This window comes from Flavobacterium notoginsengisoli, from assembly GCF_042686225.1.
In the GTDB taxonomy this organism is placed as follows: domain Bacteria; phylum Bacteroidota; class Bacteroidia; order Flavobacteriales; family Flavobacteriaceae; genus Flavobacterium; species Flavobacterium notoginsengisoli.
Map to the genome: position 1 here is coordinate 126399 of NZ_JBHUOT010000006.1, position 24543 is coordinate 150941.

At 32.8% G+C, this 24543-nt stretch carries 22 protein-coding genes and 1 tRNA gene; 14 read left to right on the forward strand and 9 right to left on the reverse strand.

The window, feature by feature from the left end; all coding sequences use genetic code 11:
• The first annotated feature begins 2 nt into the window (after nucleotides 1-2).
• The 5 genes from ACFS3A_RS14805 (at nucleotide 3) to ACFS3A_RS14825 (ending at nucleotide 5742) form a co-directional block, all read left to right on the forward strand.
• Complete coding sequence (locus tag ACFS3A_RS14805; RefSeq protein WP_379826356.1) at nucleotides 3-836, forward strand: TPM domain-containing protein; 834 nt, start codon at nucleotides 3-5, stop codon at nucleotides 834-836.
• 93 nt (nucleotides 837-929) lie between these two features.
• Nucleotides 930-1343 (forward strand): RrF2 family transcriptional regulator, encoded by a 414-nt coding sequence (locus ACFS3A_RS14810; protein ID WP_057117104.1) that lies wholly within the window; start codon nucleotides 930-932, stop codon nucleotides 1341-1343.
• Nucleotides 1344-1592: 249 nt separating this feature from the next.
• A complete protein-coding gene (locus ACFS3A_RS14815; RefSeq protein ID WP_379826357.1) occupies nucleotides 1593-4154 on the forward strand; it encodes a TonB-dependent receptor in 2562 nt (853 codons plus the stop codon).
• A gap of 202 nt (nucleotides 4155-4356) precedes the next feature.
• Nucleotides 4357-4893, forward strand: coding sequence for a hypothetical protein (locus tag ACFS3A_RS14820; protein WP_379826358.1), 537 nt, complete (start codon nucleotides 4357-4359; stop codon nucleotides 4891-4893).
• Nucleotides 4894-5004: 111 nt separating this feature from the next.
• A complete protein-coding gene (locus ACFS3A_RS14825) occupies nucleotides 5005-5742 on the forward strand; it encodes a DUF2490 domain-containing protein (protein ID WP_379826359.1) in 738 nt (245 codons plus the stop codon).
• Between the two features lie 83 nt (nucleotides 5743-5825).
• On the opposite strand, the gene ACFS3A_RS14830 is transcribed toward ACFS3A_RS14825, so the two are convergent.
• The 4 genes from ACFS3A_RS14830 to era all read right to left on the reverse strand — a co-directional run bounded on the left by ACFS3A_RS14830 (nucleotide 5826) and on the right by era (nucleotide 11951).
• Entirely contained in the window at nucleotides 5826-8591 is a 2766-nt protein-coding gene (locus ACFS3A_RS14830; protein WP_379826360.1) for an outer membrane beta-barrel protein, read from the reverse strand.
• 157 nt (nucleotides 8592-8748) lie between these two features.
• Nucleotides 8749-10059, reverse strand: a complete 1311-nt coding sequence (gene der, locus ACFS3A_RS14835; RefSeq protein ID WP_379826361.1) for a ribosome biogenesis GTPase Der — start codon at nucleotides 10057-10059, stop codon at nucleotides 8749-8751.
• Nucleotides 10060-10338: 279 nt separating this feature from the next.
• Nucleotides 10339-10935, reverse strand: coding sequence for a CHAP domain-containing protein (locus ACFS3A_RS14840; RefSeq protein WP_379826362.1), 597 nt, complete (start codon nucleotides 10933-10935; stop codon nucleotides 10339-10341).
• Between the two features lie 134 nt (nucleotides 10936-11069).
• The gene (gene era / locus ACFS3A_RS14845; RefSeq protein WP_179001194.1) at nucleotides 11070-11951 is read right to left on the reverse strand and encodes a GTPase Era; all 882 of its coding nucleotides are present in this window, start codon (nucleotides 11949-11951) and stop codon (nucleotides 11070-11072) included.
• A 117-nt stretch (nucleotides 11952-12068) separates the two neighbouring features.
• Between era and ACFS3A_RS14850 the strand changes: the two genes are divergently transcribed.
• The 6 genes from ACFS3A_RS14850 to ACFS3A_RS14875 all read left to right on the forward strand — a co-directional run bounded on the left by ACFS3A_RS14850 (nucleotide 12069) and on the right by ACFS3A_RS14875 (nucleotide 17399).
• Nucleotides 12069-12141 (forward strand) — tRNA-Met (locus ACFS3A_RS14850).
• Nucleotides 12142-12584: 443 nt separating this feature from the next.
• Complete coding sequence (locus tag ACFS3A_RS14855; RefSeq protein ID WP_379826363.1) at nucleotides 12585-13022, forward strand: hypothetical protein; 438 nt, start codon at nucleotides 12585-12587, stop codon at nucleotides 13020-13022.
• A gap of 41 nt (nucleotides 13023-13063) precedes the next feature.
• On the forward strand, nucleotides 13064-14035 hold the full coding sequence (locus ACFS3A_RS14860) for an energy transducer TonB (RefSeq protein ID WP_379826364.1): 972 nt from the start codon (nucleotides 13064-13066) through the stop codon (nucleotides 14033-14035).
• Between the two features lie 163 nt (nucleotides 14036-14198).
• Nucleotides 14199-14963 (forward strand): ThuA domain-containing protein, encoded by a 765-nt coding sequence (locus ACFS3A_RS14865; RefSeq protein WP_379826365.1) that lies wholly within the window; start codon nucleotides 14199-14201, stop codon nucleotides 14961-14963.
• A gap of 183 nt (nucleotides 14964-15146) precedes the next feature.
• A complete protein-coding gene (locus tag ACFS3A_RS14870) occupies nucleotides 15147-15557 on the forward strand; it encodes a helix-turn-helix domain-containing protein (protein WP_379826366.1) in 411 nt (136 codons plus the stop codon).
• Nucleotides 15558-15836: 279 nt separating this feature from the next.
• On the forward strand, nucleotides 15837-17399 hold the full coding sequence (locus ACFS3A_RS14875) for a serine hydrolase (RefSeq protein ID WP_379826367.1): 1563 nt from the start codon (nucleotides 15837-15839) through the stop codon (nucleotides 17397-17399).
• 66 nt (nucleotides 17400-17465) lie between these two features.
• Here ACFS3A_RS14875 and ACFS3A_RS14880 read toward each other — a convergent pair whose 3' ends face one another.
• Entirely contained in the window at nucleotides 17466-18071 is a 606-nt protein-coding gene (locus ACFS3A_RS14880; protein WP_379826368.1) for a hypothetical protein, read from the reverse strand.
• Nucleotides 18072-18349: 278 nt separating this feature from the next.
• Between ACFS3A_RS14880 and ACFS3A_RS14885 the strand changes: the two genes are divergently transcribed.
• The 3 genes from ACFS3A_RS14885 to ACFS3A_RS14895 all read left to right on the forward strand — a co-directional run bounded on the left by ACFS3A_RS14885 (nucleotide 18350) and on the right by ACFS3A_RS14895 (nucleotide 22464).
• Nucleotides 18350-19444: a Ppx/GppA phosphatase family protein gene (locus ACFS3A_RS14885; RefSeq protein WP_379826369.1), complete on the forward strand. Its 1095-nt coding sequence runs from the start codon at nucleotides 18350-18352 to the stop codon at nucleotides 19442-19444.
• Nucleotides 19445-19601: 157 nt separating this feature from the next.
• Entirely contained in the window at nucleotides 19602-20897 is a 1296-nt protein-coding gene (locus ACFS3A_RS14890) for a nucleoside hydrolase-like domain-containing protein (RefSeq protein WP_379826370.1), read from the forward strand.
• Nucleotides 20898-21060: 163 nt separating this feature from the next.
• On the forward strand, nucleotides 21061-22464 hold the full coding sequence (locus tag ACFS3A_RS14895) for a DUF1254 domain-containing protein (RefSeq protein ID WP_379826371.1): 1404 nt from the start codon (nucleotides 21061-21063) through the stop codon (nucleotides 22462-22464).
• A 104-nt stretch (nucleotides 22465-22568) separates the two neighbouring features.
• Here ACFS3A_RS14895 and ACFS3A_RS14900 read toward each other — a convergent pair whose 3' ends face one another.
• The 4 genes from ACFS3A_RS14900 to ACFS3A_RS14915 all read right to left on the reverse strand — a co-directional run bounded on the left by ACFS3A_RS14900 (nucleotide 22569) and on the right by ACFS3A_RS14915 (nucleotide 24439).
• A complete protein-coding gene (locus tag ACFS3A_RS14900) occupies nucleotides 22569-22991 on the reverse strand; it encodes a hypothetical protein (RefSeq protein WP_379826372.1) in 423 nt (140 codons plus the stop codon).
• An 8-nt stretch (nucleotides 22992-22999) separates the two neighbouring features.
• Entirely contained in the window at nucleotides 23000-23428 is a 429-nt protein-coding gene (locus ACFS3A_RS14905; protein ID WP_379826373.1) for a hypothetical protein, read from the reverse strand.
• Nucleotides 23429-23573: 145 nt separating this feature from the next.
• A complete protein-coding gene (locus ACFS3A_RS14910; RefSeq protein ID WP_379826374.1) occupies nucleotides 23574-23891 on the reverse strand; it encodes a hypothetical protein in 318 nt (105 codons plus the stop codon).
• Between the two features lie 89 nt (nucleotides 23892-23980).
• The gene (locus ACFS3A_RS14915) at nucleotides 23981-24439 is read right to left on the reverse strand and encodes an Lrp/AsnC family transcriptional regulator (protein ID WP_179001230.1); all 459 of its coding nucleotides are present in this window, start codon (nucleotides 24437-24439) and stop codon (nucleotides 23981-23983) included.
• Nucleotides 24440-24543 lie beyond the last annotated feature (104 nt).

The window sequence follows — 24543 nt, forward strand, 5'->3', positions numbered from 1 at the left end:
TAATGAAAAATTCCAATAATAAAATCTTAAGTTCCAAAGGAATCTTTCAATTTACTCTTTTGTTTATCGCGTTTCTTTCCTGCAATACTATTTTTGCACAATTTGACATACCCAAAAAACCTGATTTTCAAACTTCTGTCTACGATTATGCTAATGTTTTAAGTGCTTCTGAAAAAACGCAATTAGAAGAAAAACTAGTTCGTTATTCCGATTCAACTTCTACCCAAATTGTAGTGATTACCATAGAGAGCTTAAAAGGAGAAGATATTGGAATTCTTACTCCAAAATGGGCCCAGGAATGGGGAATTGGACAAGCTAAAGAAGACAACGGAGTTTTGATTTTGTTAGCTAAACAGGAAAGACGAATCTGGATTTCTCCGGGTTATGGCTTAGAAGATCGTTTAACTGCTGGTATTGGTGGAGAAATTACAAGAAATATCATAATTCCGGAATTTAAAAAAGGAAGTTATTATAATGGTCTCGACAAAGGTGCAGATGCTCTTTTTGATGTTTTTAAAGGAAAATACAAAGGCGAGCGTAAAAAAGCCAAAGGACAAGATTTTCCTATTTTACCTTTTATTGTAATTGTTGTAATTGTATTAATTCTGCTTACCCGTAATAAAAAAGGTGGCGGAGGCAATTCTGGTAACAATGGCGGCGGCGGGCCCAGTCTTCTGGACGTAATCATTCTAAGTAATCTTGGAAGAAGTGGCGGCGGTGGATTTGGAGGCTTCGGAGGCGGATCATCCGGTGGTGGTTTCGGCGGAGGCGGAGGCTTCGGCGGTGGATTTGGAGGCGGAGGTTTCTCTGGAGGAGGTTCTGGTGGAAGCTGGTAATTTAGTTTGTTTCTAATTTTCTTTGTTTCAGGTTTCAAGTTTAGGTTTCAATCTTAAAATATCATACATTTACATTTTACAATTTATTAACAGATGTTATCACATAAAGCAAAATACGCCCTTAAGGCCTTACTTTATTTAGCAGAACAAGACGAAAATCACATTTCCAGAACAGTGGAGATTGCTGATGGCGCTAACATTCCTAAAAAGTTTTTAGAACAGATTCTTTTAGATCTAAAACGAGGACGTTTTGTGAGCAGTAAGCAGGGAAAATTTGGTGGATATTATCTAATTAAATCAAAAAATGACATCACTTTGGCAGAAATTCACCGATTATTTGACGGTGCAATTGCACTTTTGCCATGCGCTTCCTTAAATTTTTATGAGCCTTGCTCTGATTGTAAAACCGAGTCTGAATGCAGTCTGCGTCACGGTTTAATGCTGATTAGAGACAAAACTTTGAAGGCTATGGAAGGTATTACAATCGCTTCATTAGTAAATAAATAAAAAAATATTTTCTAATTCCTAGTAAATCGATAGAATTAATATTTATATTTGCACAAAATAATTAACTAACCATTTACAAAAGTTTTAACATGAAAGTACATTTTAGTCGATCAAGTGTATCCAAAATTTTGCAAAACAAGGAAGCAGGACTTTCTTCTTTAGTAATAAGAAATTCATCTATGATTTGTATGTGTTGATTTAAAAAAATTTTGTTTTAAATTCTACTAATCACATATACTTAATATAAAAATGAAAACATCTATAAAAAATATCTTCACTTTATTATTCTTTTTAATCTTCTCTATTTCATTTGGACAAAACATTGAAGGTGTAGTTACAACTAGCGAAAACACTCCTTTAGAAGCCGTAAACGTGGTAATCAAAGGAACCACTAACAGTGCTCTTACAGATAATAGCGGTAAATTTGTAATTGACTCTCAGGGAAGATTACCTTTGACTCTTTTAATTCAGTATGTAGGATATAAAACCACAGAAATTGAGTTGACTGCGATTCCTGCAAATCCAATTCAGGTTGCATTGAAAGAAGAAAATGAACTTGTTGAAGTTGTAGTTTCTTCAAGAAGAAGAATCGAAAAAGTTCAGGATGTGCCAATTGCTATTTCTGTTATTACAGGAAAACAAGCAGAACAAACCGGAGCATTTAACGTAAACCGCATTAAAGAATTGGTTCCTTCCGTTCAACTTTATTCTTCAAATCCAAGAAATACTGGTATCAATATTAGGAGTTTAGGTTCTCCATTCGGATTAACAAACGACGGAATTGACCCTGGTGTTGGATTCTATGTCGATGGCGTTTATTATGCACGTCCGGCCGCAACAACCCTTGATTTTATCGATGTAGAACAAATTGAGGTTTTACGTGGACCGCAAGGATCTTTATTTGGAAAGAATACTACTTCGGGAGCATTCAATATTACAACACGTAAACCAAGTTTTACTTCCGGAGCTGATTTTGAAGTGAGTTATGGAAACTATTCTTTCCTGCAAGCCAAAGCATCTGTTACAGGAGCTTTAGGAAATAAAGTTGCCGGTAGAATATCTTTTTCAGGTACATCACGCGATGGTTTAGTTGACAATGTCGCAACAGGAAGACCTACAAACACCTTAAACAATCAGGGAATCAGAGGACAATTACTTTGGACTCCAACTGTAAATACAAATGTTATTTTTGCTGCCGATATTACAACACAGCGTCCAGACGGATATGCGCAGGTTGTTGCCGGTGTTGCTCCAACGCAAAGAGCAGCTTACAGACAATTTAATGCTATTATTGCCGATTTAAATTATCAGCTTCCAAGCTTGAATGCTTTTGATCGTAAAATTGATCATGATACCCCTTGGCGTTCTAATCAGGACATGGGAGGTTTCTCTTTGAATGTAGATACTAAAATTGGAGGCGGAACACTTACTTCAACAACTGCATGGCGTTTCTGGAACTGGGATCCTTCAAATGACAGAGATTTTACAGGATTACAAGTATTAGCTAAATCTCAAAACCCAACAAGACAAACACAAATTACACAAGAGGTTCGTTACGCAGGTCAATTGACTTCTAAAATTAGTGGTGTTGCCGGAGTATTCTTTATCGATCAAACTTCTCAAACTGACGGAACTGAAGAATCTGGAAATGCGCAATGGAGATTTGCACAAAGCTCAACTAGTTCATTATGGAAAACTCCGGGACTTTTTGAAGGTTATGGAATCAAAACAGATGCAAGAATCAGAGCTTCCAGCGCTGCAGTATTTGGGCAAATTGACTGGGCTGTTACAGAACGTTTACACGTTTTACCTGGTTTAAGATATAACTTTGATAAAAAAGATGCACATTACAGTCGTACAACTTACGGAGGTCTTCAAACAACAGATCCTGCATTATTAGCTTTGAAAAAATCCGTTTACTCTGATCAGGCGTTTGACTCAGATACAGATAACACAGATTTTTCCGGAAATATAACGCTTACTTATAAAGCATCTGACAAGATTAACGTTTATGGTACATTCGCTAAAAGCTATAAACCTGTTGGAGTTAACGTAGCAGGACTTCCATCAAACTCTGCAGGACAACCAATGACTGAACTTGCAGTAATTAAACCTGAAAAAGTATATCACTATGAATTTGGTGTAAAAACTTCTCCATTTAAAAATTCAATATTCAACCTGACGTTCTTCAACACAGACATTAAAGATTTCCAAACCAATGTTCAGGCAGCTGAATTGGGTGTAAACCGTGGTTATCTGGCAAATGCTGATAAAGTACGTGTAAGAGGTGCAGAATTGGATGCAAGTTTTGTTTTCAGCAAACATTTAACAGTAAATGCAGCAGCTACTTACACTGATGGTAAATATGTTAAATTTACAAATGCACCACTTCCGTTAGAAGAAACAGGTCTAGTTGTGAATGGGGTTCAGGTAGCTTACAAAGATGTTTCAGGAACTGAATTGCCAGGTGCATCAAGATGGGCAGGATCTTTAGGAGGTGAACTTTCTGATAATGCAAGATTCTTTGGAAATGCAGGGAAAATTTTCCTAGCAGTTGATTCTTACGCTCGTTCAGAGTTTTCATCAAGCCCTTCTGCTTCAAAATATTTAGTAGTTCAGGGTTATGCTATTTTCAATGCTCGTTTAGGATTCCGTGCTTCACAAGGTTTATCTGTTTACTTCTGGGGACGTAACCTTTTAAATAAAGATTATTACGAGCAATTATTACCTGCTAGTGGTAACACAGGACAATATGCCGGAGTTTTGGGCGATCAGAGAACTTACGGGATTACATTGAAATACAATTTGTAAAATAAAATTTAAAAAGCTAAATCAGCGGGATACTTAATGTATCCCGCTTTTTTTTTAATAATAAAGCTGAAACTATCATTTTAAAAACTTATACCAGCCATCTATTTTGTTTTTAACAATGAAATTTACTGTCATTTTGAGTAAATGATTCTTCTTTTTACCTGAAGGTCTAAGTATTAATAAGAAAAAATCAAGTATTAAAATGCAGCACTATTATAATTTTACAGCATCAGAAACTCAGATTTCATATGACCCTTATTGGTATGAACAATCAAATATCATTTTAAATGCTACGATTGGCATTTTTATTTTGGTACTCGGATTCTCATTCTCAGATTTCAAAGAAGGAATTTTTATTTCCCTTATTCTGAGTGTCAGTATAATTTTTAATACTTATTACATCTCCAACATCAAAAATAAAACACGTTTTATTTTTGATAAAACGGAAGACGCTTTCTATAAAACTACCCCTTTTGGCAAAAAAAAAATCATTAAATTAAGTAACGCCACTGATATTTCTACAAAATCAGGATCAAACAGTTTTACTTATATTTTACACTTTAAAAAAAATACTATTATTCGAACGATTCGACTTACTGCCAGCATCAAAAACAAGAACCAGAGTAATCCGGAAGTTCGTTTTTTAGAAATGGAAATAATTCCGCAACTTGAATCTTTTTTAAATTTAAATAAAAAAAAACTGCTCTTTTTTGATTCCGAAACTTGTTCTTCTATTTAATACAAAACAAAAGAATCACAAAATCAAACCAAAAACACAATAAAAAATAAATCCGATCTCAGTTCCTGTATTCTTGTTTACCTATATTCGCAGCCTGAATTTATCAGTTTGATGAAATTTTTTAGACTACTATTTATTTTCGGCCTTATCAGCCCTGTTTTATCGGCACAAAATATAAAGAAAACAGATCAGCAAACGTTGACATGGATTCGCTATTATAATATCTTTCCTTTAAGTGAGAAATGGGCAATTCATTCTGAATTTGACAACCGAAGTTTTGTTAATCCTGTTCATGAAAATCTTTTTGTTATAAGAATGCAGGGACGTTATCGGGCCACCAACCTAATGGATTTCGGGGGTGGATTTGCTTATTTTAATGTCAATACTCAAAACCCAAATGTAGATCCTGATTATTCTGTTCCGGAATATCGGGCGCAACAAGACATAACACTTATTAATGATATAGCAAAAATTACCTTTCATAATCGTTTTCAACTAGAAGAACGTTTTATTCAAAAAGCAGATAAAAACGGACTTTTGAATGAGTTTTCATTTGCTTACCGATTTAGATATCGTTTACAATCCATGTTTACCATTTGGGAAAAAGAAAAACAAAGCATTAAAGCAACTATTTCCGATGAAGTTTTATTTAATTACGGAAAAGACAATCGAAAAAATACTTTTGACCAAAATCGATTGTATGTTGCATTACGTTATCATTTTACACCAAATCTTGGCTTAGAGTTAGGCTATCTTAAAAACTTCCAAAGACGTGCCAGCGGAGTAGATTTTTATGATCGGGATATTATCAGATTTACTGTTTATCACAGAATCAATCGGAAATTTTAGATTCTAATAAAAAACGGCAAATCAAAATTTGATTTGCCGTTTTTTATTATTCCCTGAGTCTGTGTCTCTTTGATTATCAAACCTTAAAAGTCTCTCTGTCTCCCTTTTCCTCCTTTTTTACTTTCTGCAAAATTACCAATTTTGTAAGCCAGTGAAAACATTACATAACGCTTTAAAACTGTATTTTCTTCATCACGAATCGAAGTTGCTGAAATGGTTCTCGTTGCACTTTGATTTTGGTTTAACAAATCGTAAACTTTTACTTTTGCATAAAGTTTTTTATCCAGAAACCCATAAGACAAACTGGTGTTCCAAAGAAAGAAATCTTTTTTAAATCCATCCGAAATGTTTGAATTATATGTATATCCAAAATCATTTCCAAAAACTAAATTCGCTGGCCAGTATGATGTTGTCTGCAAATTAATTCTGTGTACCACATTTGAAGTCTGCCCCAGTAAATAATTTTCATATTTGGACTGGCTGTATGATAAATTATACGATGGTGCAATTGTTAATACTTCTCCATAATCATAAGACATATATACTTTTGGAGTAATTCCGACCGATTTTGAATTATATAAAATATCATTGGTATATCCTTTATCAAAAGAATAGTTTCCACTTAAACCTACACCATATCTAAGTGTATGTGCATCTTTTTTGACTTGCTGATTCCAGTTTGCTCCCAAAGAAAGATTATAAACTCCTGAAATATTTGTATAAGTAGTTTCTTTCTGTCCACTCGCATTAAAGGTAGAAATAGAAACAATATCATTATTATAATAATCTCCTTTTAAATTAAAACTATAACCTGAACGAGATCTAAAATCATAATTTCTAAACTGGAAATTAACACTGTTTTTTTCAACTGGTTTTAAATCAGGATTTCCTGTAATTGTATTTAAAGGATTATTTAAATTCACAATCGGCATTAACTGATTTGCTGAAGGTAATGCATTTGAATAATCATATTTGAATGATAAATTTTTAGAACGATTAAATTTGTATCGCAATAAAGCAGTTGCAAAAGGTAATGCATATTTTTTACTTAAATCTGTTGCTTCATTTTGATAAAGCGAATAATTTTCAAAATTTACAATTGAAGTTCTGCTGTCCAGATTTACAGTAAACTTATTTTTTTGCAAAGTAATTCCGATTTTTGGCGTAACCGAATTTTGAATTGAACTTGTATAATTACTAAATTTTGAATCATAATCTGTATATTCCTGAGTATCTTCATTGAAGTTATACGTTTTTTGATCGTTGCTGGTACTTCTCCAATCTAAATCGGCACCAATTCTAATTCTTAACGAATCGGTTATGGGTTCTGTATATTCAATATCTGCAGAATAAGCATCACTTACAGCTCTCTTTTTTACATTCTGATTCCTTAAATCATTTGGGTTATCCCCTACAAAATAAATAGTCTCAGACATATTCAAAGCGTCAGAATCGCTGTCTGTATTATTGTTCGTAAAAACAAAACTTAAATTACGAGCTTTTCTATCAAAAGCTTTATTAAAGTTTATCGTGTTAGAGAAGTTTAAGTTAGTACCATCAGAAATTGAGCTTCCGTCACTTTTATTTAATTCATTTCCGTTTTCATCTTCAGTAGAACTCGAAGAGGACGAAATACCATTTGTTCTTGATTGACTTACTTTTGGCGCTACAACTATTCGCGTTTTAGGATCTAATCTATACTCCAGTTCAAAATTGGCGTTATTACCTGTGTTTTCATTTCTGGATTTAGATTCACTTTCTGTTATGTTATTTCCCGTTGGCTGAAAAACAACTTCATTTGACTTACTATCATTTTTATTGACTGTATTCGAAAAATTATAACTTCCCATAGCCAGCAATTTTTCAGTCCAGTCATCTGAATAATTTACCCCCACTAAATTGGATTGCGTAATTCCTCTTCCGCCTCCACCTGAACTTGTATTTCCGCCTCTTCCACTACTATTACGACCACCGCCCATATTATCAAAAACATCATCCATAGAAAAACCGGTTGAATTGATATTATTAGAAGATGCCAACAAGCTTATTTTTTGCTTATTATTAAAATAGTTAAGGTTTACATTGGCTTCATAACGATCATCAGTACCATAACCGCCCATGATTTTACCAAAATAACCTTTATTTTTCTTTTCGTCAATTGTAATATTGATACTCGAAAAATCTGACGTGGATTCTTGTTTTGAAAGCTCCTCTTTTTTAGTTTTAAAATCCGAAACCTGAACTTTTTTAATAATATCTGCAGGAAGATTTTTAATTGCAATAGCTCCGTCTTTGTCAAAAAACGTTTTTCCGTTTACCAATACCTGATTGACTTCTCTTCCATTTACTGTAATTTTTCCGTCATTATCGACATCAAAACCGGGAAGTTGTTTCAGCAATGTTTCGACATTAGAATCCGGACGGACTTTATAGGAAGCAGCATTAAATTCTAAAGTATCTTTTTTGATGGTTATGGGAGGCGCTTCCGTTTTGATAACAACATCGTTAAGAGCATTTACATTTTCTATTAAGTAAATTTTGCCAAAATCCTTACTTTCGGTAAGTCCTTTGTATTCTTCGTAATAAGTCTGATATCCCATGTAATTCACTTTTAAGAATACAGGTTTATCAAATTTTTTGATGTTCATTCTAAAAGCACCGTTTTTGTCTGTGGTAGCATATTCAATTACGGTAGAATCTTTTACAGTGGTAAAATAAACTGTCGCAAGTTCCAGTGGTAATTGCGTATTGACATCGAGGACTGTTCCTTTAACAGTAATATCGTTTTGAGCATTAGCTGCAGAAACGAAAAGAAATAAAAACAATAAAAATGAAATTAATCTGGTCATAAAATTAGGTTAGTTTGATCAGTAAGACTTAAAAAAATGCAAAAGGTTTAATTGTATTTTTCACATTTATTCAAATATAATGCCAATAAAAAATTGATCTTCTAATTTTGTAGACACCAAACATAAAAAAGTCCCCTATTTACGGGGACTTTCTTTTTTATTTTTCTCTAATATAAATATCAATTGGAACTCCTGCAAAATCCCAATTCTCTCTAATTTTATTTTCCAAATATCGTTTATAAGGCTCTTTAACGTATTGCGGCATATTAGCAAAAAAGACAAACTGAGGCGTTTGAGTTGGTAACTGCATGCAATATTTAATCTTTACATACTTTCCTTTTGTTGCCGGCGGTGGATATGCTTCAATTACTTTCAACATGTATTCATTGAATTTTGAAGTTGAAATTCTTTGTTTTCTATTTTCAAAAACCTGAACTGTTGCTTCTAATGCTTTTAACAAACGCTGTTTAGTTAATGCCGAAACGAATAAAATCGGCACATCTGTAAATGGCATTAGTTCTTTTTTGATTTTCTCTTCGTAATCACGAGTAGACATAGTATCTTTTTCTACCAAGTCCCATTTGTTTACTAAGATTACAACTCCTTTACGGTTTTTCTCAGCCAACCAGAAAATACTCTGATCCTGACCTTCGAATCCACGGGTTGCATCGATCACCAAAATACAAATATCGGCATGTTCGATTGCACGCACAGAACGCATTACAGAATAAAACTCTAAGTCTTCTTTTACTTTTGCTTTACGACGGATTCCCGCAGTATCAACCAAATTAAATTCGAAACCAAAACGGTCAAATTTAGTATCGATTGCATCACGGGTTGTTCCTGCAATATCAGTTACAATATAACGGTCTTTACCAATCAAAGCATTGATAAAACTGGATTTTCCAGCGTTTGGACGTCCTACAACTGCAAAACGAGGTAAATCTTCTTTAACCTCAACTTCTGGTTTCTCTGGAAATGCATCGATTAAAGCATCTAATAAATCTCCTGTTCCGCTTCCCGAGATACTTGCAAAAGTAAAATAATCTCCTAATCCAAGATTATAAAACTCAATCGCATCTTTTTCACGCATAGCGTTATCCACCTTATTTACAGCCAATAAAACCGGTTTTGTTACTTTACGCAACAATTTAGCAACGGTTTCGTCCATTGGCGTAATTCCTTCTTCAACATCAACCACAAAAATAATAACATCGGCTTCGTCGATAGCAAGCTCTACTTGTTTACGAATTTCACCTTCAAATACGTCATCAGATCCGCGAACGTATCCACCGGTATCAATTACAGAAAACTCTTTTCCGTTCCACTCGCTTTTACCATAGTTTCTATCACGGGTAACCCCAGATACTGAATCTACAATAGCTTCTCTTCTTTGTATCAGCCTATTAAAAAGGGTCGATTTCCCTACATTAGGTCTTCCTACTATCGCAACAATGTTATTATTCATTTTTTTGAATTTTAGATTTTAGACTTTAGATTTTAGACTCTGTTCCTGACAAAATCGTATAAACCTTTAATCCAAAATACTGTGTTTTAATTTTTTGCAAAGGTAGTTAAAAAAAGCTCCTAAGCTAATAAGTTTCTAAGTACCTAAGTTTTTTATTGTTATTCCTGTTATTTTCAGGAGCTAATCCAGCTATCCGCTATATCTTTTCCTGGCTAAAGGAGCCAGAAAAAGGATGTCGCTCCTATCTGGGCTAGGATTTAAGGTTTAAAGAACGTTTAATTATTTCTCTTTTCTTAGCCAACCCAAAAGTCTTTCATTTTTTATTTTATAATTTCCTTTTTCCTTTTCTAATTCAAATTTTTCTCTTGAATCACTAAATGGCCCTGGATTTTGCTGAATAATTTCGATTTCATTTTCAGAAACTTTAGATAGTATCGCAACATGTCCAAATCTATTTAATATTGATCCTGAAAAAACAACTAAATCTCCAACTTCAGGTTTCTCTTTACTTGGATTTGTATATTGAGTTAAATTTCGGTTCAAATTCAGCTCTCCATCTTTTACTCTTGGATCAAAAAAATCCTTTGCATGTCCGTAAGCATCAGGCATTTTATGCTTGTAATATTCGTAATAATATCGTTTTACAAATTCAACGCACTGATATTTAAGCCCTAAATTGTAATTATCTTTTGTAACGTTTCTCCCTGAGATATGATCTACGCCTCCGTTATAATAAACTTTTACTTCATTTAAGCTATCCAGCGCCTGACCTATTTTATAATGAGAGTTTAAGTTTATTTTCTTTACAACTTTTATTCCTGTATAGCCTAAAACTAAAACCGAAAATATGATGAGAGCAGTCTTTTTACCTTTCATTTATTTTCTTTATAAATCAATAGTTCTTTTGAGTTTTGTTTGCGTGAGGGATTGAGGCGATATCCTTTTGTGAAGTGAAACGGAGCAAAAGATAAAGCCGAAAGCCCGACCCGGAGGGACACGCCCAAAACATCTTATTGATTATAACCAAATCGTTTCAGCATATTGGCGTTGCTTCTCCAGTTTTTGTTCACTTTTACATACAGTTCGATATGAATTTGTTTTCCGAAGAATTTCTCTAAATCGGCACGGGCATCTGTTCCTACTTTCTTTAAAGCGGCACCTTTATGTCCGATAATAATTCCTTTCTGTGTATCGCGCTCCACCATAATTACAGAACGGATTCTGATAATTTTTTCGTCCTCAAAAAATTCTTCTGTTACGATTTCAACTGCATATGGGATTTCTTTAGCGTAATTCAGTAAGATTTTCTCACGGATGGTTTCGTTAACAAAGAAACGTTCCGGTTTATCTGTCAATTGATCTTTTGGATAATATGCCGGAGATTCTGGCAATAATTCTACAATTCTCCCGAAGACTTCCGGAACGTTAAAGTTCTGTAAAGCTGAAATTGGGAAAATTTCTGCATTTGGTACTTTTTCTTTCCAGAAAGAAACTTGTTGCTCTAATTGTTCCTGATTGGAATTATCGATTTTATTTAACAGCAATAAAACAGGAATTTTAGCGTGAATGATTTTCTTAAAGAAATCTTCGTCTTTTAAATCCTGCTCACCTATTTCGACCATGTAAATTAAAATATCAGCATCTTCAAAAGCCGATTTTACAAAGTTCATCATCGATTCCTGCATTTCATACGCAGGCTTGATGATTCCCGGAGTATCAGACAATACCAATTGGAAGTCTTCTCCGTTTACGATTCCAAGAATTCTATGACGTGTTGTTTGTGCTTTTGATGTAATAATTGATAATCGTTCTCCAACGAAAGCGTTCATCAATGTTGATTTTCCAACATTTGGATTTCCGATAATGTTTACAAAACCTGCTTTATGTGACATTTGCTTACTATTTTAAGGTGCAAAGGTAGTCATATCAACTCAATACAGAAAATAAAACATTTTTTAAAGTTTTCGTTGGATTTCTAAAAAATCGGCGTATCTTTGCACCCGAAACATCGCGGGATAGAGCAGTAGGCAGCTCGTCGGGCTCATAACCCGAAGGTCACAGGTTCGAGTCCTGTTCCCGCTACTAAGTAAAACACCACTTGAAAAAGCTGGTGTTTTTTTATTTTTAAAAGTTTTCGACCAGCTCGTCGGGCTCATATCCGCCACGGCGGACACAGGTTCGAGTCCTGTTCCCGCTACAGAGACAAAAGCTTCAGAGAAATCTGAAGCTTTTTTTGTTTTAACTATCTTTGTTAATATCATCGTTGCGTTCACTAGCGAGACGCTCGCGCCAGCAGGGGGATCAAAAATAAATTTAATTGATGATTGTGCACTAGAAGTCACAGATGTTCAAAATGAATGGTCAGAAATCCAACCTGTTGATTATATGGTTGGAAGTGAAAAATACAAAGGCATTAAGGGATGAATAAAATGGTGTGATAAGAACACTATTAAAGTTAGAATAATTGTGAAAATTATTGACTAAAAGTCTACAAAAAGCAGGTTTCGAATATTTAAAAGTAATTCATGAAAAAAATTATATATCTATTTTTCTTTCATCTAGCTATTCTGTCGTTTGCGCAGGACACAGGAACAAAAACCAAATTAATCAGAGGATTCGTTTTTGATAATTCCGAGTATGCAAGCATTCCTTTACCAGCTGCTGAGGTTCCAATTGAAATAATAGCAACGGAAAGAAAGACAAAAACAGACGATAATGGCAAATTTGAAATTAAAGCAAAAGAAGGTGATGTGTTAATTATTCAAGGAGACTTTATTAAAACCAAAAAAATTTTAATTACAGATAAAAACTGCTATGAAATTAATCTAGGTACAGTGACCGGTACTGGATTGATCTATTTTCAAAGTAAAAAGGCAGCTAGACAAAACAGTAGATTCTATCGTAAATTAGTAAAAAAGTTGATAAAAAAGATTGATAGTGGCTTTTATGACTGCATTGATTAAAGCGACAAAACTCATTGTTTCAACAATATAAAATGTAACTCATGAAAACAATATTTTTTATATTCTTAAGCGTTTTTTCAATCGCAAATGGTCAAAATAAAAAGACTAATAACGCAGTAAAAGATATTACTATAAAAATTCCTGAAGGCTATACCAAACGTATTTGGGTAGAGTCATATGCAATTTGCGGTACTGATGATTACATATATATTCCAAATGCCGAAAATTACGCTTCTGGCTTTTATAAAAAGAAAAATCAAATTTATTGCCAAGGCGTATTAACAAATATTGATGGCAGTAACTTTGAGAGAGTTGGGCCTAATTATTTTAAAAATAATACCAATGTTTATTATTATACGTGGAAATCGGGTTTGCAGAAAATTGAAGGCATTGATGTAGCTTCAACAAATTATTATAATTGGTTTATTGCCGACAAAAACTACTTATACATTAAAACTTCAAAAGTAATTAAGAGTACAGATCTAAAACTAATATCCGATTATGCAATTTACAGAGAAGGTTTATCTATAATAAATAATGAAAAGAATTGGCTTGAAGAGCATTATTACTTATTTAAAAATAATGAGGGATATTGGATCGTTAAATCTTCTGATATTGTGTCCTACAATTTTTTAGGAAAAACTTATAATCCCAAATGGGATATTGTTTATATGAAAGAAAGTCAATTAGATGACACAAATATATACAACACTGCAAGCATAGATGTTCTACCTAAATTTCCTGGTGGAATGAGTAAATTTTACAACTTTTTAGATAAAAAATTTAAAATCACCGAAAAAGACATAAGTGGAAAAATTTATGCGACTTTTATAATTGAAAAAAATGGAAGTCTATCTGACATAAAAATCCTAAAAGATCTCGGATATGGAACCGGAAAAGAGCTTATTCGAGTTTTAAAGCTTTCTCCTAAATGGAACCCAGGAACTAAAAATGAAAAAAAAGCAAGATGTTTATATTCGATACCTTATAGAGTAAATACATCACTTGATTGAAAATACATTTATCCTTTTCAAATCCTCATGAAAACGGTTCGAGAATTGTCCCGTTAGGGCTCGCATTAGCATTTTTTCTATTTATAACATTTTTTGATAATCAAGGAAATACAACCAACAGAAATATTTTTTTTTCTATCTTCCCAAAATAAAATTTTCTAAAATGAACCATTTGCTTTCAATAAAAAAATCATTTTTATTCAGTTTCATTGTACTAACAAGCTACTTTCTGGTTTCTTTCGACTTAAAAAAGACAGAACAAACCCCAGCTTATAAAACCAAAAAAGTGCTGATTTTTTCTAAAACTAACGGTTTTAGACACACAAGCATTCCTGCCGGAATTGCAGCGATAAAAAAACTGGGACAGGAAAATCATTTTATGGTTGATGCTACTGAAGATTCTCTGGTAATTAATTCAAAAAACTTAAAGCAATATCAAGCCGTTATATTTTTAAGTACCACAGGCAATGTTCTAGGTGAAAATCAAAAATTGGCTTTACAAAAATTCATCCAAAATGGAAATGGTTTTGTTGGCATTCATTCGGCTACAAACTGCGAACCAGACTGGTCCTGGTATACACAAATGATTGGTGGGATTTTTGAAGGACATCCTGAACCACAAAATGCTAAACTTATAATTGTAAATAAGGAACATCCTTCTACAAAACATCTTCCCCAAATTTGGGAACGAAAAGACGAGTGGTACAATTTTAAATATTTAAATTCAAATGTCAATGTGCTTATAAAAATTGATGAATCTTCATATAAAGGCGGTAAACATGGTGATAATCATCCTCTGGCTTGGTATCATCAATATGATGGAGGACGAACATTTTACACTGCTCTGGGACACAGTTCTGAAAGTTACAATGATCCTCTTTTTGTACAGCATTTACTTGGAGGAATTACTTATGCAATAGGCAGATAACCCCTTCCCTTTGGTTTTCAAATGTTTTATAAAAATTCTATTCTGTTAAACGGATAAAATATTCCGGATTTAGATATAATATCTGACAAAAGATATTGTTCTGTATATTTTTCTATCTTTGAAATTCAGTCTTTTTAATCAAAATGGTTTTATCTTTGAACCTTTAGAAAATCAATACTCATTATGGAACAGAAAATACATCAGGGAAGAAATGTAAAACGTTTTAGAGAAATGCTTAACATAAAACAGGAAGCACTTGCTTATGATCTGGGAGAAGACTGGAGCCAAAAAAAAATTTCTTTACTGGAGCAGAAAGATGTAATTGAAGACACTATACTTAAACAAATCTCTGCTGTATTGAAAATTCCTGTTGAAGCTTTTCAGAATTTTGATGAGGAACAGGCTGTAAATATTATTTCTAATACGTTTAATATTGAAAAAGATGCTTATATAGGAAACGCTAAGCCTGTATTCAATATCAATCCACTGGACGAATTAAAAAAACTTCACGAAGAAAAAATTGCCTTATATGAGCGTATGCTAAAAGAGAAAGATGAAATGATGACAAGGCTTGAAAAATTAATTAATAAATAATTTCAATATCATTTAAAATCATATTGCAAAGCAAAATGTCTCGCTGCTCAATACCGAAAGCTTTCGGTATTGAGCAGTTTTCTTTTAAGAAGATCGTTATTAAAACATCAAAAAAATCCAGTTTCTTTTGTCTTTTGTTGATTTGATAATTCTCTAGCTATTTCGATTAAAGATATTTCTTATATTCGTCATTCATAAATTTCAATTACAGATCAAATTGTTTGTTATTTAAAAACTCTTTTTAATTGTTTTTTACATAAGTCCAAAAATCAAATTAATATGGAAAAAAGGAGAATCCGTTTAGCTTTATTACTTTTTGTTTGTTTTGCCTCTTCAACATCATTTGCTCAATTATCGTCTGCAAAAATCGACTCTTTAATGCTAAATGGTCTGAAAAGATTCAAAATTGCCGGAGCATCAATTGCAGTAGTAAAAGACGGAAAAATAATTCACTCAAAAGGATATGGAGTTAGCTCTTTTGAAACAAAAAAAGCGGTAGACGAATACACCAATTTTCAAATTGCATCCAATACTAAAGCTTTTACAACCGCAGCTTTGTCAATTTTAGAAGACGAAGGCAAATTGAAATGGACAGATAAGGTTAAAGATTATTTGCCCGAATTTAAAATGTATAACGATTATGTTACCGAGAGTTTTAATATTCAAGATTTAGTAACGCATCGCAGTGGACTTGGATTAGGTGTTGGAGATTTGATGTTTTTTCCTGACGGATCTAACTTTACAATCCAAGATGTGACAAAAAGTTTTCAGCATTTCAAAGCTGTTTCTGCCTTCAGAACCAAGTTTGACTATGATAATTTACTTTATATCGTTGCCGGAGAAATAATCGCAAAAGTCAGCGGTATCCCTTATGAACAATTTGTGCAACAAAGAATTATAACTCCTCTGCAGATGAATCATACCTTTGTTGGAGGTTTACTAAATAACAAAACGAATCTTGCCCTGCCACATTCTTCAACCTCCGGAGCCATCAAAATAATTGAAGCTTATGATATAGGAATAGCAAGTGCGGCAGGAGGTATTTACTCCAACGTTGCTGACATGGCAAAATGGATGATTGTACGATTAAATAAGGGCAAATATGGAGAAGATCTAAAATCATCTCTTTTTTCTTTAAAAAATCATGACGAAATGTGGCGTCTGCATACCATTATGCCTGTAGACTCTGATCCAAGATACAATTCTCATTTTAATGGTTATGGTTTAGGATGGTTTTTATCAGATGCAAAAGGAAATCTTAAAGTAGAACACACAGGCGGTCTGCCGGGAATGTTATCAAAAGTAACGCTGTTTCCTGATCTGAACTTAGGAATTGTTATTTTGACGAATACTGAAAATGGCGGTGGCGGTCTTTTTACGGCAGTATCAAATACTATAGAAGACAGTTATTTAGGCATGGATGATTTTAGCTGGACAGATAAAGTTGACCAATGGATGAATAAAGATAAAAATGAAAGTGATTTGGTGACCAAAAATGTATGGAAAAAAGTAGCTTCTGCAAAAAATACTAAAATACAAAATGAAGATTATATAGGTATCTATGAAGACAGCTGGTTTGGCAAAGCAGAAGTTTTTTTGAAAAATAAACAATTATGGATCAAATGTCTTCGTTCACCAAAATTAAATGGACCACTGGCTTTTTATAATGCCAATACATTTGCAGTAAAATGGGAATACCAGGCGATGAATTGTGATGCTCTTGTTCTGTTTTCTCTCAACGAAACGGGTAAAGCACAGGGTATTAAAATGAAAGGTATTTCTCCAAACATGGATTTTAGTTTTGATTTTCAGGATTTAGACTTCAAAAGAATAGAGAAATAAGAACTTCTTTTTTATCACTCTTAAAATTCAGTTTGAGAGAAAGCCTCAACTTTTTTATCTTTTTTCTTATCTCAAACTAATTTCAATTTTTGATATATAATCTGCATTTACATCCAGCACATGTTCTTTTAATTTTAAAACATCTTCTAAAAAAGCTTCCGTCCTATTAAGATAGAATTCAACGACAGTGTCGATTTGTTTATTGGCTACTAATTTTAAAGGATCAATTGTTAAAACTTTTTTTCTGAAACTTCCTGAAACAATTTCTCTTTCATACAAAGATTTACTCAAAACCTTATCCAAATTCAATTGTTCGAAATCATTTGAGCGAAAGAAAAATGGTTTCGACACTTCATTTCTATTGTTATAGTTTACGTTACTAAAAAAATCAGATTCTACTTTCGCAATCGCAATTTTCTTATTGTGAACGTTAAATTTTGAAATCAAAGTCAAATTAACATCTGTAAAAATATGCTCCAAATCTAAAATCAGAACTGCATACAAGTTAAAAGTATCAAATGTTTTGAAAAAGGATGTTATGTAATCTGTATCAAATATTTCAATAAAGACATTGTATTCTTTGTTGCTGTTATTGTTGGTTTTGATAAAAGGAATATCCTTATATCCTGCAACAATCTTCTGGGATATTATGTTGTATTTCAATCTTTTCATGTGATTTATTTTTTTTAAAATTCAAAATAGTACACAAACATCAAATTTAAATTAAACAGAGTATTTAATATGTTATCATACTTATAAAACATTGAAACAAAACTTAACATTGTTTTCTTACGAACTCGCTTTATATTGGTAAATGTTTTTTATAAATTTGCAATCCTGTAATGAAACCTGTTATTTTCAGCACAAAATTGTGACTTTCACATCAATACCACAAAAACACTATATAATTTTTTAAAAACAAATCATATTATAATTACTAATTCAACACAATGCTTAAAAAAAACAAACCCCAAGTTCTATTTTTTATTCTCTTCAATCTATTTTTTACCTTCAATTCATTTGCTCAAAAAAGCATTTATGCCGGAATTGAAATTGGAAGAAGAGCAATCAAAGTTTCTGTTATTGATGTAAATAATATCAAGAAAGCCGATTATAAAATACTTTCTTTCTGGACAGAAAGAATCCCGTTTGCTGATCATATTGGTACTAATGGGCAACTTACAACCGAAGACATTAATAAAACCAGTGTTACGGTTGTTGATCAATTAAAAAAAATCAGAACAGAGTACAAAATGCTTGATGAAAATATCTTTATCGTTGCTGCTCCGGTTTTTGCCTCTGCACGCAACGTTGATGTTTTAAAGACTAAAATTTCTTCTCTTACCGGTAAAGAACTTGAAATACTTGAGGTTAACGAAGAAGCAAAAACTTTAGTTAAAGGAGCTATTCCTCCTGTTGATTATGCTAATGCATTTCTTCTTGATATTGGTGCTCAAACTACTAAAGGTGGTTACATCGATGAACTTAAAGACAATAAATTAGAATTTATTCCATTAGAACTTAGTTTCGGTACAATGACACTTACAGATGCTGTAGAAAAAACAGTAGTAAACAAAAGTCAGGCAAATGATATGTCTGCCTATCAGGAAAAATCATTTGACTATAATACTATCTTACGTAAAAAAACACAAGAATTATTTGATGCCAACCCACTTTTGATGAAGAAAGATAAATTGTATTTATCAGGTGGAGCAGTTTGGGCTTTTTCTACTCTTTTTTATGATGAAAATGTTAAAGATCACTACATTTCTTTGACACTTCAAGACGCTATTGATTATGACGCTATCTTAAAAAATAATTTCGGAAAGTTTACCAACCTTGCTAAAACTAATAAAGAAGCAGCAAGGGTTTTAAGCACATATGACCAAAAATATCTTATTTCGGCAAATAACATTTTAGTGGCATGTCTGGAAAGTATTCCAAACTTATCGAGCAAGAAAGTCTATTTCGTAAAAGAAGGACAGGTAACATGGCTGATTTCTTATATCGCAGAACGTTCTAAAAAAATTAATACTAATTTCTAAAAAAGTTTTTTTACAAATTATTAAAGCTTCAGAGAAATCTGGAGCTTTTTTTATAGACCAAAATCCACAAAGCTTTTCATTTTTGAAATTTTTTTGATTTATAAAGTCATATATTAGCGATTGTAATCGATTACATAAAACTAAAATCCATCAAATTATGAGAATTCAATTGTTTACAATCAGCTTACTTGGTCTTTTCTTAACTTCTGTTTACAGTCAAAAGCCAGTGCCAGTAAAACCAAGAATCCTTATCAGTACTGATATTGGAGGAACAGATCCAGACGACAATCAGTCCATGACCCATTTGTTAATGTACAGCGACAAATTTGAAATTGAAGGATTAATTTCGTCTCCTTCTTATGGAAATGGAAGCAAGCAGGAAATAATTCGAATGATTGATTTGTATGAAAAAGATCTTCCGAAACTTCAAAAACACCAATCCGGATTTGCATCTCCTGATTATCTTCGTTCCATAACCAAACAAGGATACCACGGAAATGTTTCGTTTATTGGTTATTCTAAAGCAACTGAAGGCTCTAACTGGATTGTAAAATCGGCTCAAAAAAAAAGCTCTCAACCCTTATGGATATTATGTTGGGGAGGTTTAGAAGACTTGGCGCAAGCTTTACACGATGCTCCCGATATTCAAAACAAAATTAAAGTGTATTGGATCGGTGGGCCAAATAAAAAATGGAGCGCTAATAGTTACGCTTATATTGTTGCCAATTTTCCAAATTTATGGTTTATCGAAAACAATTCATCTTATTATGGTTTATTCTCTAAAAGTGATGAGCCGGATAGCGTAGTGATTTCAAATTATTATACAAATCATATTAAAGACAAAAGTTTTTTAGGAAAAGATTTTATCAATTATTACAAAGGAGAAGTCAAAATGGGAGATACGCCTTCCCTGCTCTACATGATGGACGGCGATCCCAATGATCCAACACGCGAAAGCTGGGGATGCAGTTTCGAAAAATTCAATTACAGTCCGCGAACTGTACTCGATCGTACGACAACTATTAACGACACGATTGCCTATTGTTCGATTATGGAAATGCGATTTACTGTACCTAAAACAAAAGCTAAAAAAGAATCTATTGGCTTTTGGATGGAAGTCCCTTATGGAAAAACAATTCAGAAATGGCCGGGTTATTATATAGGAAATGACATTTATGCCATACGATATATTCCGAAGAAAGCAGAGGTTTTAAATTATAAATTGTCTTCGGATATTCCGGAAGTTAATGGCAAAACCGGTGCATTGGTGGCGACGAACTTATGGCCTGGAAAAAAGAGCCAGACGGATTATCAATTAGGCAGTAATTGGTTTACTGATAAATCAGACAAAGAACTTTATTTTGGTAAAATTCAGGGAGGAAAAACCATTTCAAAATGGAGAGATGAAATATTATTGGACTGGAGCAAAAGATGGGAATGGCTTAATGAATAAACTACTTCTATAAAAGAGCTATTCAATTTTGATTTTCAAGAATAAAAATGGTTGCAACTTATAATTTGCAACCATTTTTGCTATGTAAAAAAGTAAAAATTTTCTTTTAAAATCTAATTTTAAATCTGGAAATAATCTCATGTGAAATCAAAATACCTGAATTATGAAAAATTTTACTGCTTTTTTATTCGTGTGCTTTTTAGCGTTAACCGCTTGCAAAAAAGATCAATCAAAAGAGAAACAAGACATCTCAGACAAAACCCCATCTGCCGATTCAATAACTGCAATAGCCAAAGAGGCATGGATTTATGGATATCCTATATTTTATAACTACAAAACCATTTATGCCAATGCACTAGATAAAAAACATGCCGCTTATGCCGGTTTTAATAAATTTAAAAGTTTTGCATCAAGTGCAACACCTGCAGACACTTTGGTTATAACCATAAATAATGATACTCCATACTCGATGGCGGCTCTTGATGTTTCGAGCGAACCTGTTGTTTTGGAAGTTCCTAAAATTGAAAACGACAGATATTATGTAATGCAGTTTGTTGACCTTTACACCTTTAATTACGAATATATTGGAACTCGTGCCACTGGAAATAATCCTGGTAAATATCTTATTGCTGGCCCGGACTGGAAGGGCGAAACCCCGCAAGGAATCAATAAAGTTTTACATTCTGAAACCAATTTAATATTTCTCGTTGGCCGCACGCAGCTTCGCGATCCTTCAGATGTGGCTAATCTCAAAAAAATACAGGCACAATATAAAATAATTCCTTTACACGAATTTACAAAACAGGCCGCTCCACCAGTTAAAAAATACAATCTGCCACTTCCTGTCTGGAAAGAAAGCGATTATAGTTCGCCTGAATTTATTAATGTATTAAATTCTCTGTTGCAATATGCAAACGAGGACAGCAGTGAAAAAGAACTGAGAGCACGTTTTGCGAAAATTGGAATCGTACCTGGCGTTGCTTTTGACAGCTCTAAATATCCTCCGGAAACTATTAAGGCAATTGAAAAAGGAATTGAAGAAGGAAAACAAGAGTTGGAATCTAATTTAGCTTCTCTAAAAGACTTCGGAAATCTTTTTGGTACCCGAGCCGAACTTAAAAATAATTACCTCAACCGTGCCGTTGCCGCCGCTGCCGGAATTTACGGAAATACAACAATAGAAGCCGTTTACACAGGAAGCACCAATGATAAAGACAAACAGCCGCTTTTAGGAAACAATAAGTATATTTTAAAATTCAGCAAAAAAGACTTACCCGAAGCAAAATATTTTTGGAGTATTACCATGTACAACCTGCCGAAACGTTTTCTTGTTCCGAATCCAATAAACAGATATTCTATTGGAAATAAAACTAAGGGTTTAAAATTTGAGCCAAACGGAGACTTGAATATTTATTTGCAAAGCACTTCGCCTGGAAAAGACAAAGAAAGCAACTGGCTGCCTACTCCTAGAGAAGGAAACTTCATGTTTGTTACCAGAATTTACGGCCCACAACCAGATGTAATTAATAATGTCTGGAAAATGCCTTTACCGGAAATTATAAAATGATAATGTATTAATTCACAAAAGCTTCAGAGAAATCTGGAGCTTTTTTATGCCGAAACAGCACATTTTTATTAAAAGATTAACCTTCCAAAAAAACTTAATTAATTTTATGGAATAGAAACTTTTATATTGAAAGAGTTTTTAGAATCTAGTTCAACAAGCGTATTGGTTTGTTTCTCTTTTTTATAAATAACTAAACAGTCTTTAAGTTCTTCTTTATCAATATTATCTTTACCATCTGATCCTGTTTTTGCAAAAATATTTAAGAAAACAACTTCCGAAGTTCTTTTATCTGCTATTAAAAGCATTCTAAAGCCCGAACTTTTACCTTTACCTTGTTCTGAATTTGCTATCCTTACTTTCAAAATTTTTACAACACCGGAATCTTTTAAAACATATTTTTTTGAGAATATTTCTTCAAAAGATAAATCTGTAAATTCTTGTGTTATATCTAACTTAATGGTTTTATAGTTAGTGGAAAGCTTCTTTAATGATTCTTGAAATGTGGAAGTAGATTGAAACTTTAACATATCAAAAATTATTCTTCATTAAAAAAATCATCAGAAATAAACTCATCGTCATTTAACACAAAATTGTTTATATCATTAATGTATTCTACAATTTGAGAAATTTCAGTTTCTAATTGCGTAATTGATTCTTTATATGAATTATTCGAAGCTTTTATTTTGCTCAAAAACAAATCTAAAGAGCTGTGAAGAGAGTGTAATGCCAGTTTTATATCTTCGGCTTCTTCTTTATTGGACGGAAAATTCTTTTCTACAAGATCATTTACCAAAGATAATATCCCTATCAGCCGATTAAAAATCTTTGTATTCTTAGAAACCAAATCCAAATGTTCATCTGTTCCAAGTGCAATTTTGCTCTTAGACTCTTTATTGAACTTTTCACTCAAATCATAAGCATACTTTACATTTTCGCTTAAGCTTCTTTGATCAAGTTTTATCATGACTGTATAATTTTAAAAAACAAATGTAACTCAAAAATACAACTTCTAAATAAATTAGACTTTTAATTAACACTAATCATAACTCTATCAGCACTAATAGAGTACCTGATTAAATCTAAAAAGTAATCCTCTCAAAACAAAACTTTTAGTTACTGTTTTCATACGATTCTTGAACCAACATTTCCTGAACCAAATCCAGCAATTCCATTTCATCTGTTGGATATAAATGAAGCGCTTGTTCCAAAATTAATCCAACATCAATCGCTTGGTTTTTACCATTATCCTGTTCCAATGCTAAAATACAAAGCTTTAGCATGTTGGTAATAACACAGCCAAGCTCTGAATAGTTCAATATTTTGATTTCGGCACTAGAAGACTTTCCCTCTTTTGGCTTTAGTGTATTTAAATATTGAATTGCTATTTTTTTGATGTATTCTAAGTTTTTCAATTGCTCCGTTTCCATGATCTTAATCTGATTAATTCTCCATTAACCAAATTTCCATAATCGTTTTCATAAAACGGTTATCTTATATGATAACTCAGAATAAAGTGCTAAAAATGCAATTTAGTAGACTGCTTAATATAACTCATTACAAAAGAACTCTGCACTTTGCTAATATTCGGAATGTTGGATAGTTTTCGAATAAAATCATTAAAAGCTTCGGGATCTTTTACTACGACTTTCAAAACATAATCAAAGATTCCGCCCGTTACATAACCTTCCACTACCTCATCGAGTGCTGAGACTTGCCTTGAAAATTCTTCAACCAACTCTAAACGCTGGCTTGTTAGGGAAAGATTTATAATTACAGTGAAATTCAATCCTACTTTTTTCGGGTCAATTATCGCGACGTAATCTTTGATGTAACCTTCGTTTTCCAGTTTTTTTATTCGGTCGTAAACAGAAGTTCGCGACATGTTCAATCTTTCGGTTAAGTCCGTAATATCAAATCTGGCATTTTGCTGAAGGATTCGAAGTAGCTCTATTTCTTGTTTGCTTAATTCTTGCATCGGATTTTTTCCAGTTAAAGTATGAAAAACAATTTAATTTCGGACAAAAATCATAAAATTTTCTGATTTAAAGAATTAAATACATATTTAATTCAAAAATTTCG

Excerpts from the sequence above, each read along its gene's own strand:
- ACFS3A_RS14890 (WP_379826370.1), top strand. The coding sequence starts at position 19,602 with ATGAGAATTCAATTGTTTACAATCAGCTTACTTGGTCTTTTCTTAACT.
- ACFS3A_RS14810 (WP_057117104.1), top strand. The coding sequence starts at position 930 with ATGTTATCACATAAAGCAAAATACGCCCTTAAGGCCTTACTTTATTTA.
- ACFS3A_RS14815 (WP_379826357.1), top strand. The coding sequence starts at position 1,593 with ATGAAAACATCTATAAAAAATATCTTCACTTTATTATTCTTTTTAATC.
- ACFS3A_RS14870 (WP_379826366.1), top strand. The coding sequence starts at position 15,147 with ATGGAACAGAAAATACATCAGGGAAGAAATGTAAAACGTTTTAGAGAA.
- ACFS3A_RS14905 (WP_379826373.1), bottom strand. The coding sequence starts at position 23,428 with ATGATAAAACTTGATCAAAGAAGCTTAAGCGAAAATGTAAAGTATGCT.
- ACFS3A_RS14895 (WP_379826371.1), top strand. The coding sequence starts at position 21,061 with ATGAAAAATTTTACTGCTTTTTTATTCGTGTGCTTTTTAGCGTTAACC.
- ACFS3A_RS14820 (WP_379826358.1), top strand. The coding sequence starts at position 4,357 with ATGCAGCACTATTATAATTTTACAGCATCAGAAACTCAGATTTCATAT.
- der (WP_379826361.1), bottom strand. The coding sequence starts at position 10,059 with ATGAATAATAACATTGTTGCGATAGTAGGAAGACCTAATGTAGGGAAA.
- ACFS3A_RS14875 (WP_379826367.1), top strand. The coding sequence starts at position 15,837 with ATGGAAAAAAGGAGAATCCGTTTAGCTTTATTACTTTTTGTTTGTTTT.
- ACFS3A_RS14805 (WP_379826356.1), top strand. The coding sequence starts at position 3 with ATGAAAAATTCCAATAATAAAATCTTAAGTTCCAAAGGAATCTTTCAA.
- ACFS3A_RS14830 (WP_379826360.1), bottom strand. The coding sequence starts at position 8,591 with ATGACCAGATTAATTTCATTTTTATTGTTTTTATTTCTTTTCGTTTCT.
- ACFS3A_RS14855 (WP_379826363.1), top strand. The coding sequence starts at position 12,585 with ATGAAAAAAATTATATATCTATTTTTCTTTCATCTAGCTATTCTGTCG.
- ACFS3A_RS14880 (WP_379826368.1), bottom strand. The coding sequence starts at position 18,071 with ATGAAAAGATTGAAATACAACATAATATCCCAGAAGATTGTTGCAGGA.
- ACFS3A_RS14885 (WP_379826369.1), top strand. The coding sequence starts at position 18,350 with ATGCTTAAAAAAAACAAACCCCAAGTTCTATTTTTTATTCTCTTCAAT.
- ACFS3A_RS14860 (WP_379826364.1), top strand. The coding sequence starts at position 13,064 with ATGAAAACAATATTTTTTATATTCTTAAGCGTTTTTTCAATCGCAAAT.
- ACFS3A_RS14900 (WP_379826372.1), bottom strand. The coding sequence starts at position 22,991 with ATGTTAAAGTTTCAATCTACTTCCACATTTCAAGAATCATTAAAGAAG.
- ACFS3A_RS14865 (WP_379826365.1), top strand. The coding sequence starts at position 14,199 with ATGAACCATTTGCTTTCAATAAAAAAATCATTTTTATTCAGTTTCATT.
- ACFS3A_RS14910 (WP_379826374.1), bottom strand. The coding sequence starts at position 23,891 with ATGGAAACGGAGCAATTGAAAAACTTAGAATACATCAAAAAAATAGCA.
- era (WP_179001194.1), bottom strand. The coding sequence starts at position 11,951 with ATGTCACATAAAGCAGGTTTTGTAAACATTATCGGAAATCCAAATGTT.
- ACFS3A_RS14915 (WP_179001230.1), bottom strand. The coding sequence starts at position 24,439 with ATGCAAGAATTAAGCAAACAAGAAATAGAGCTACTTCGAATCCTTCAG.
- ACFS3A_RS14825 (WP_379826359.1), top strand. The coding sequence starts at position 5,005 with ATGAAATTTTTTAGACTACTATTTATTTTCGGCCTTATCAGCCCTGTT.
- ACFS3A_RS14840 (WP_379826362.1), bottom strand. The coding sequence starts at position 10,935 with ATGAAAGGTAAAAAGACTGCTCTCATCATATTTTCGGTTTTAGTTTTA.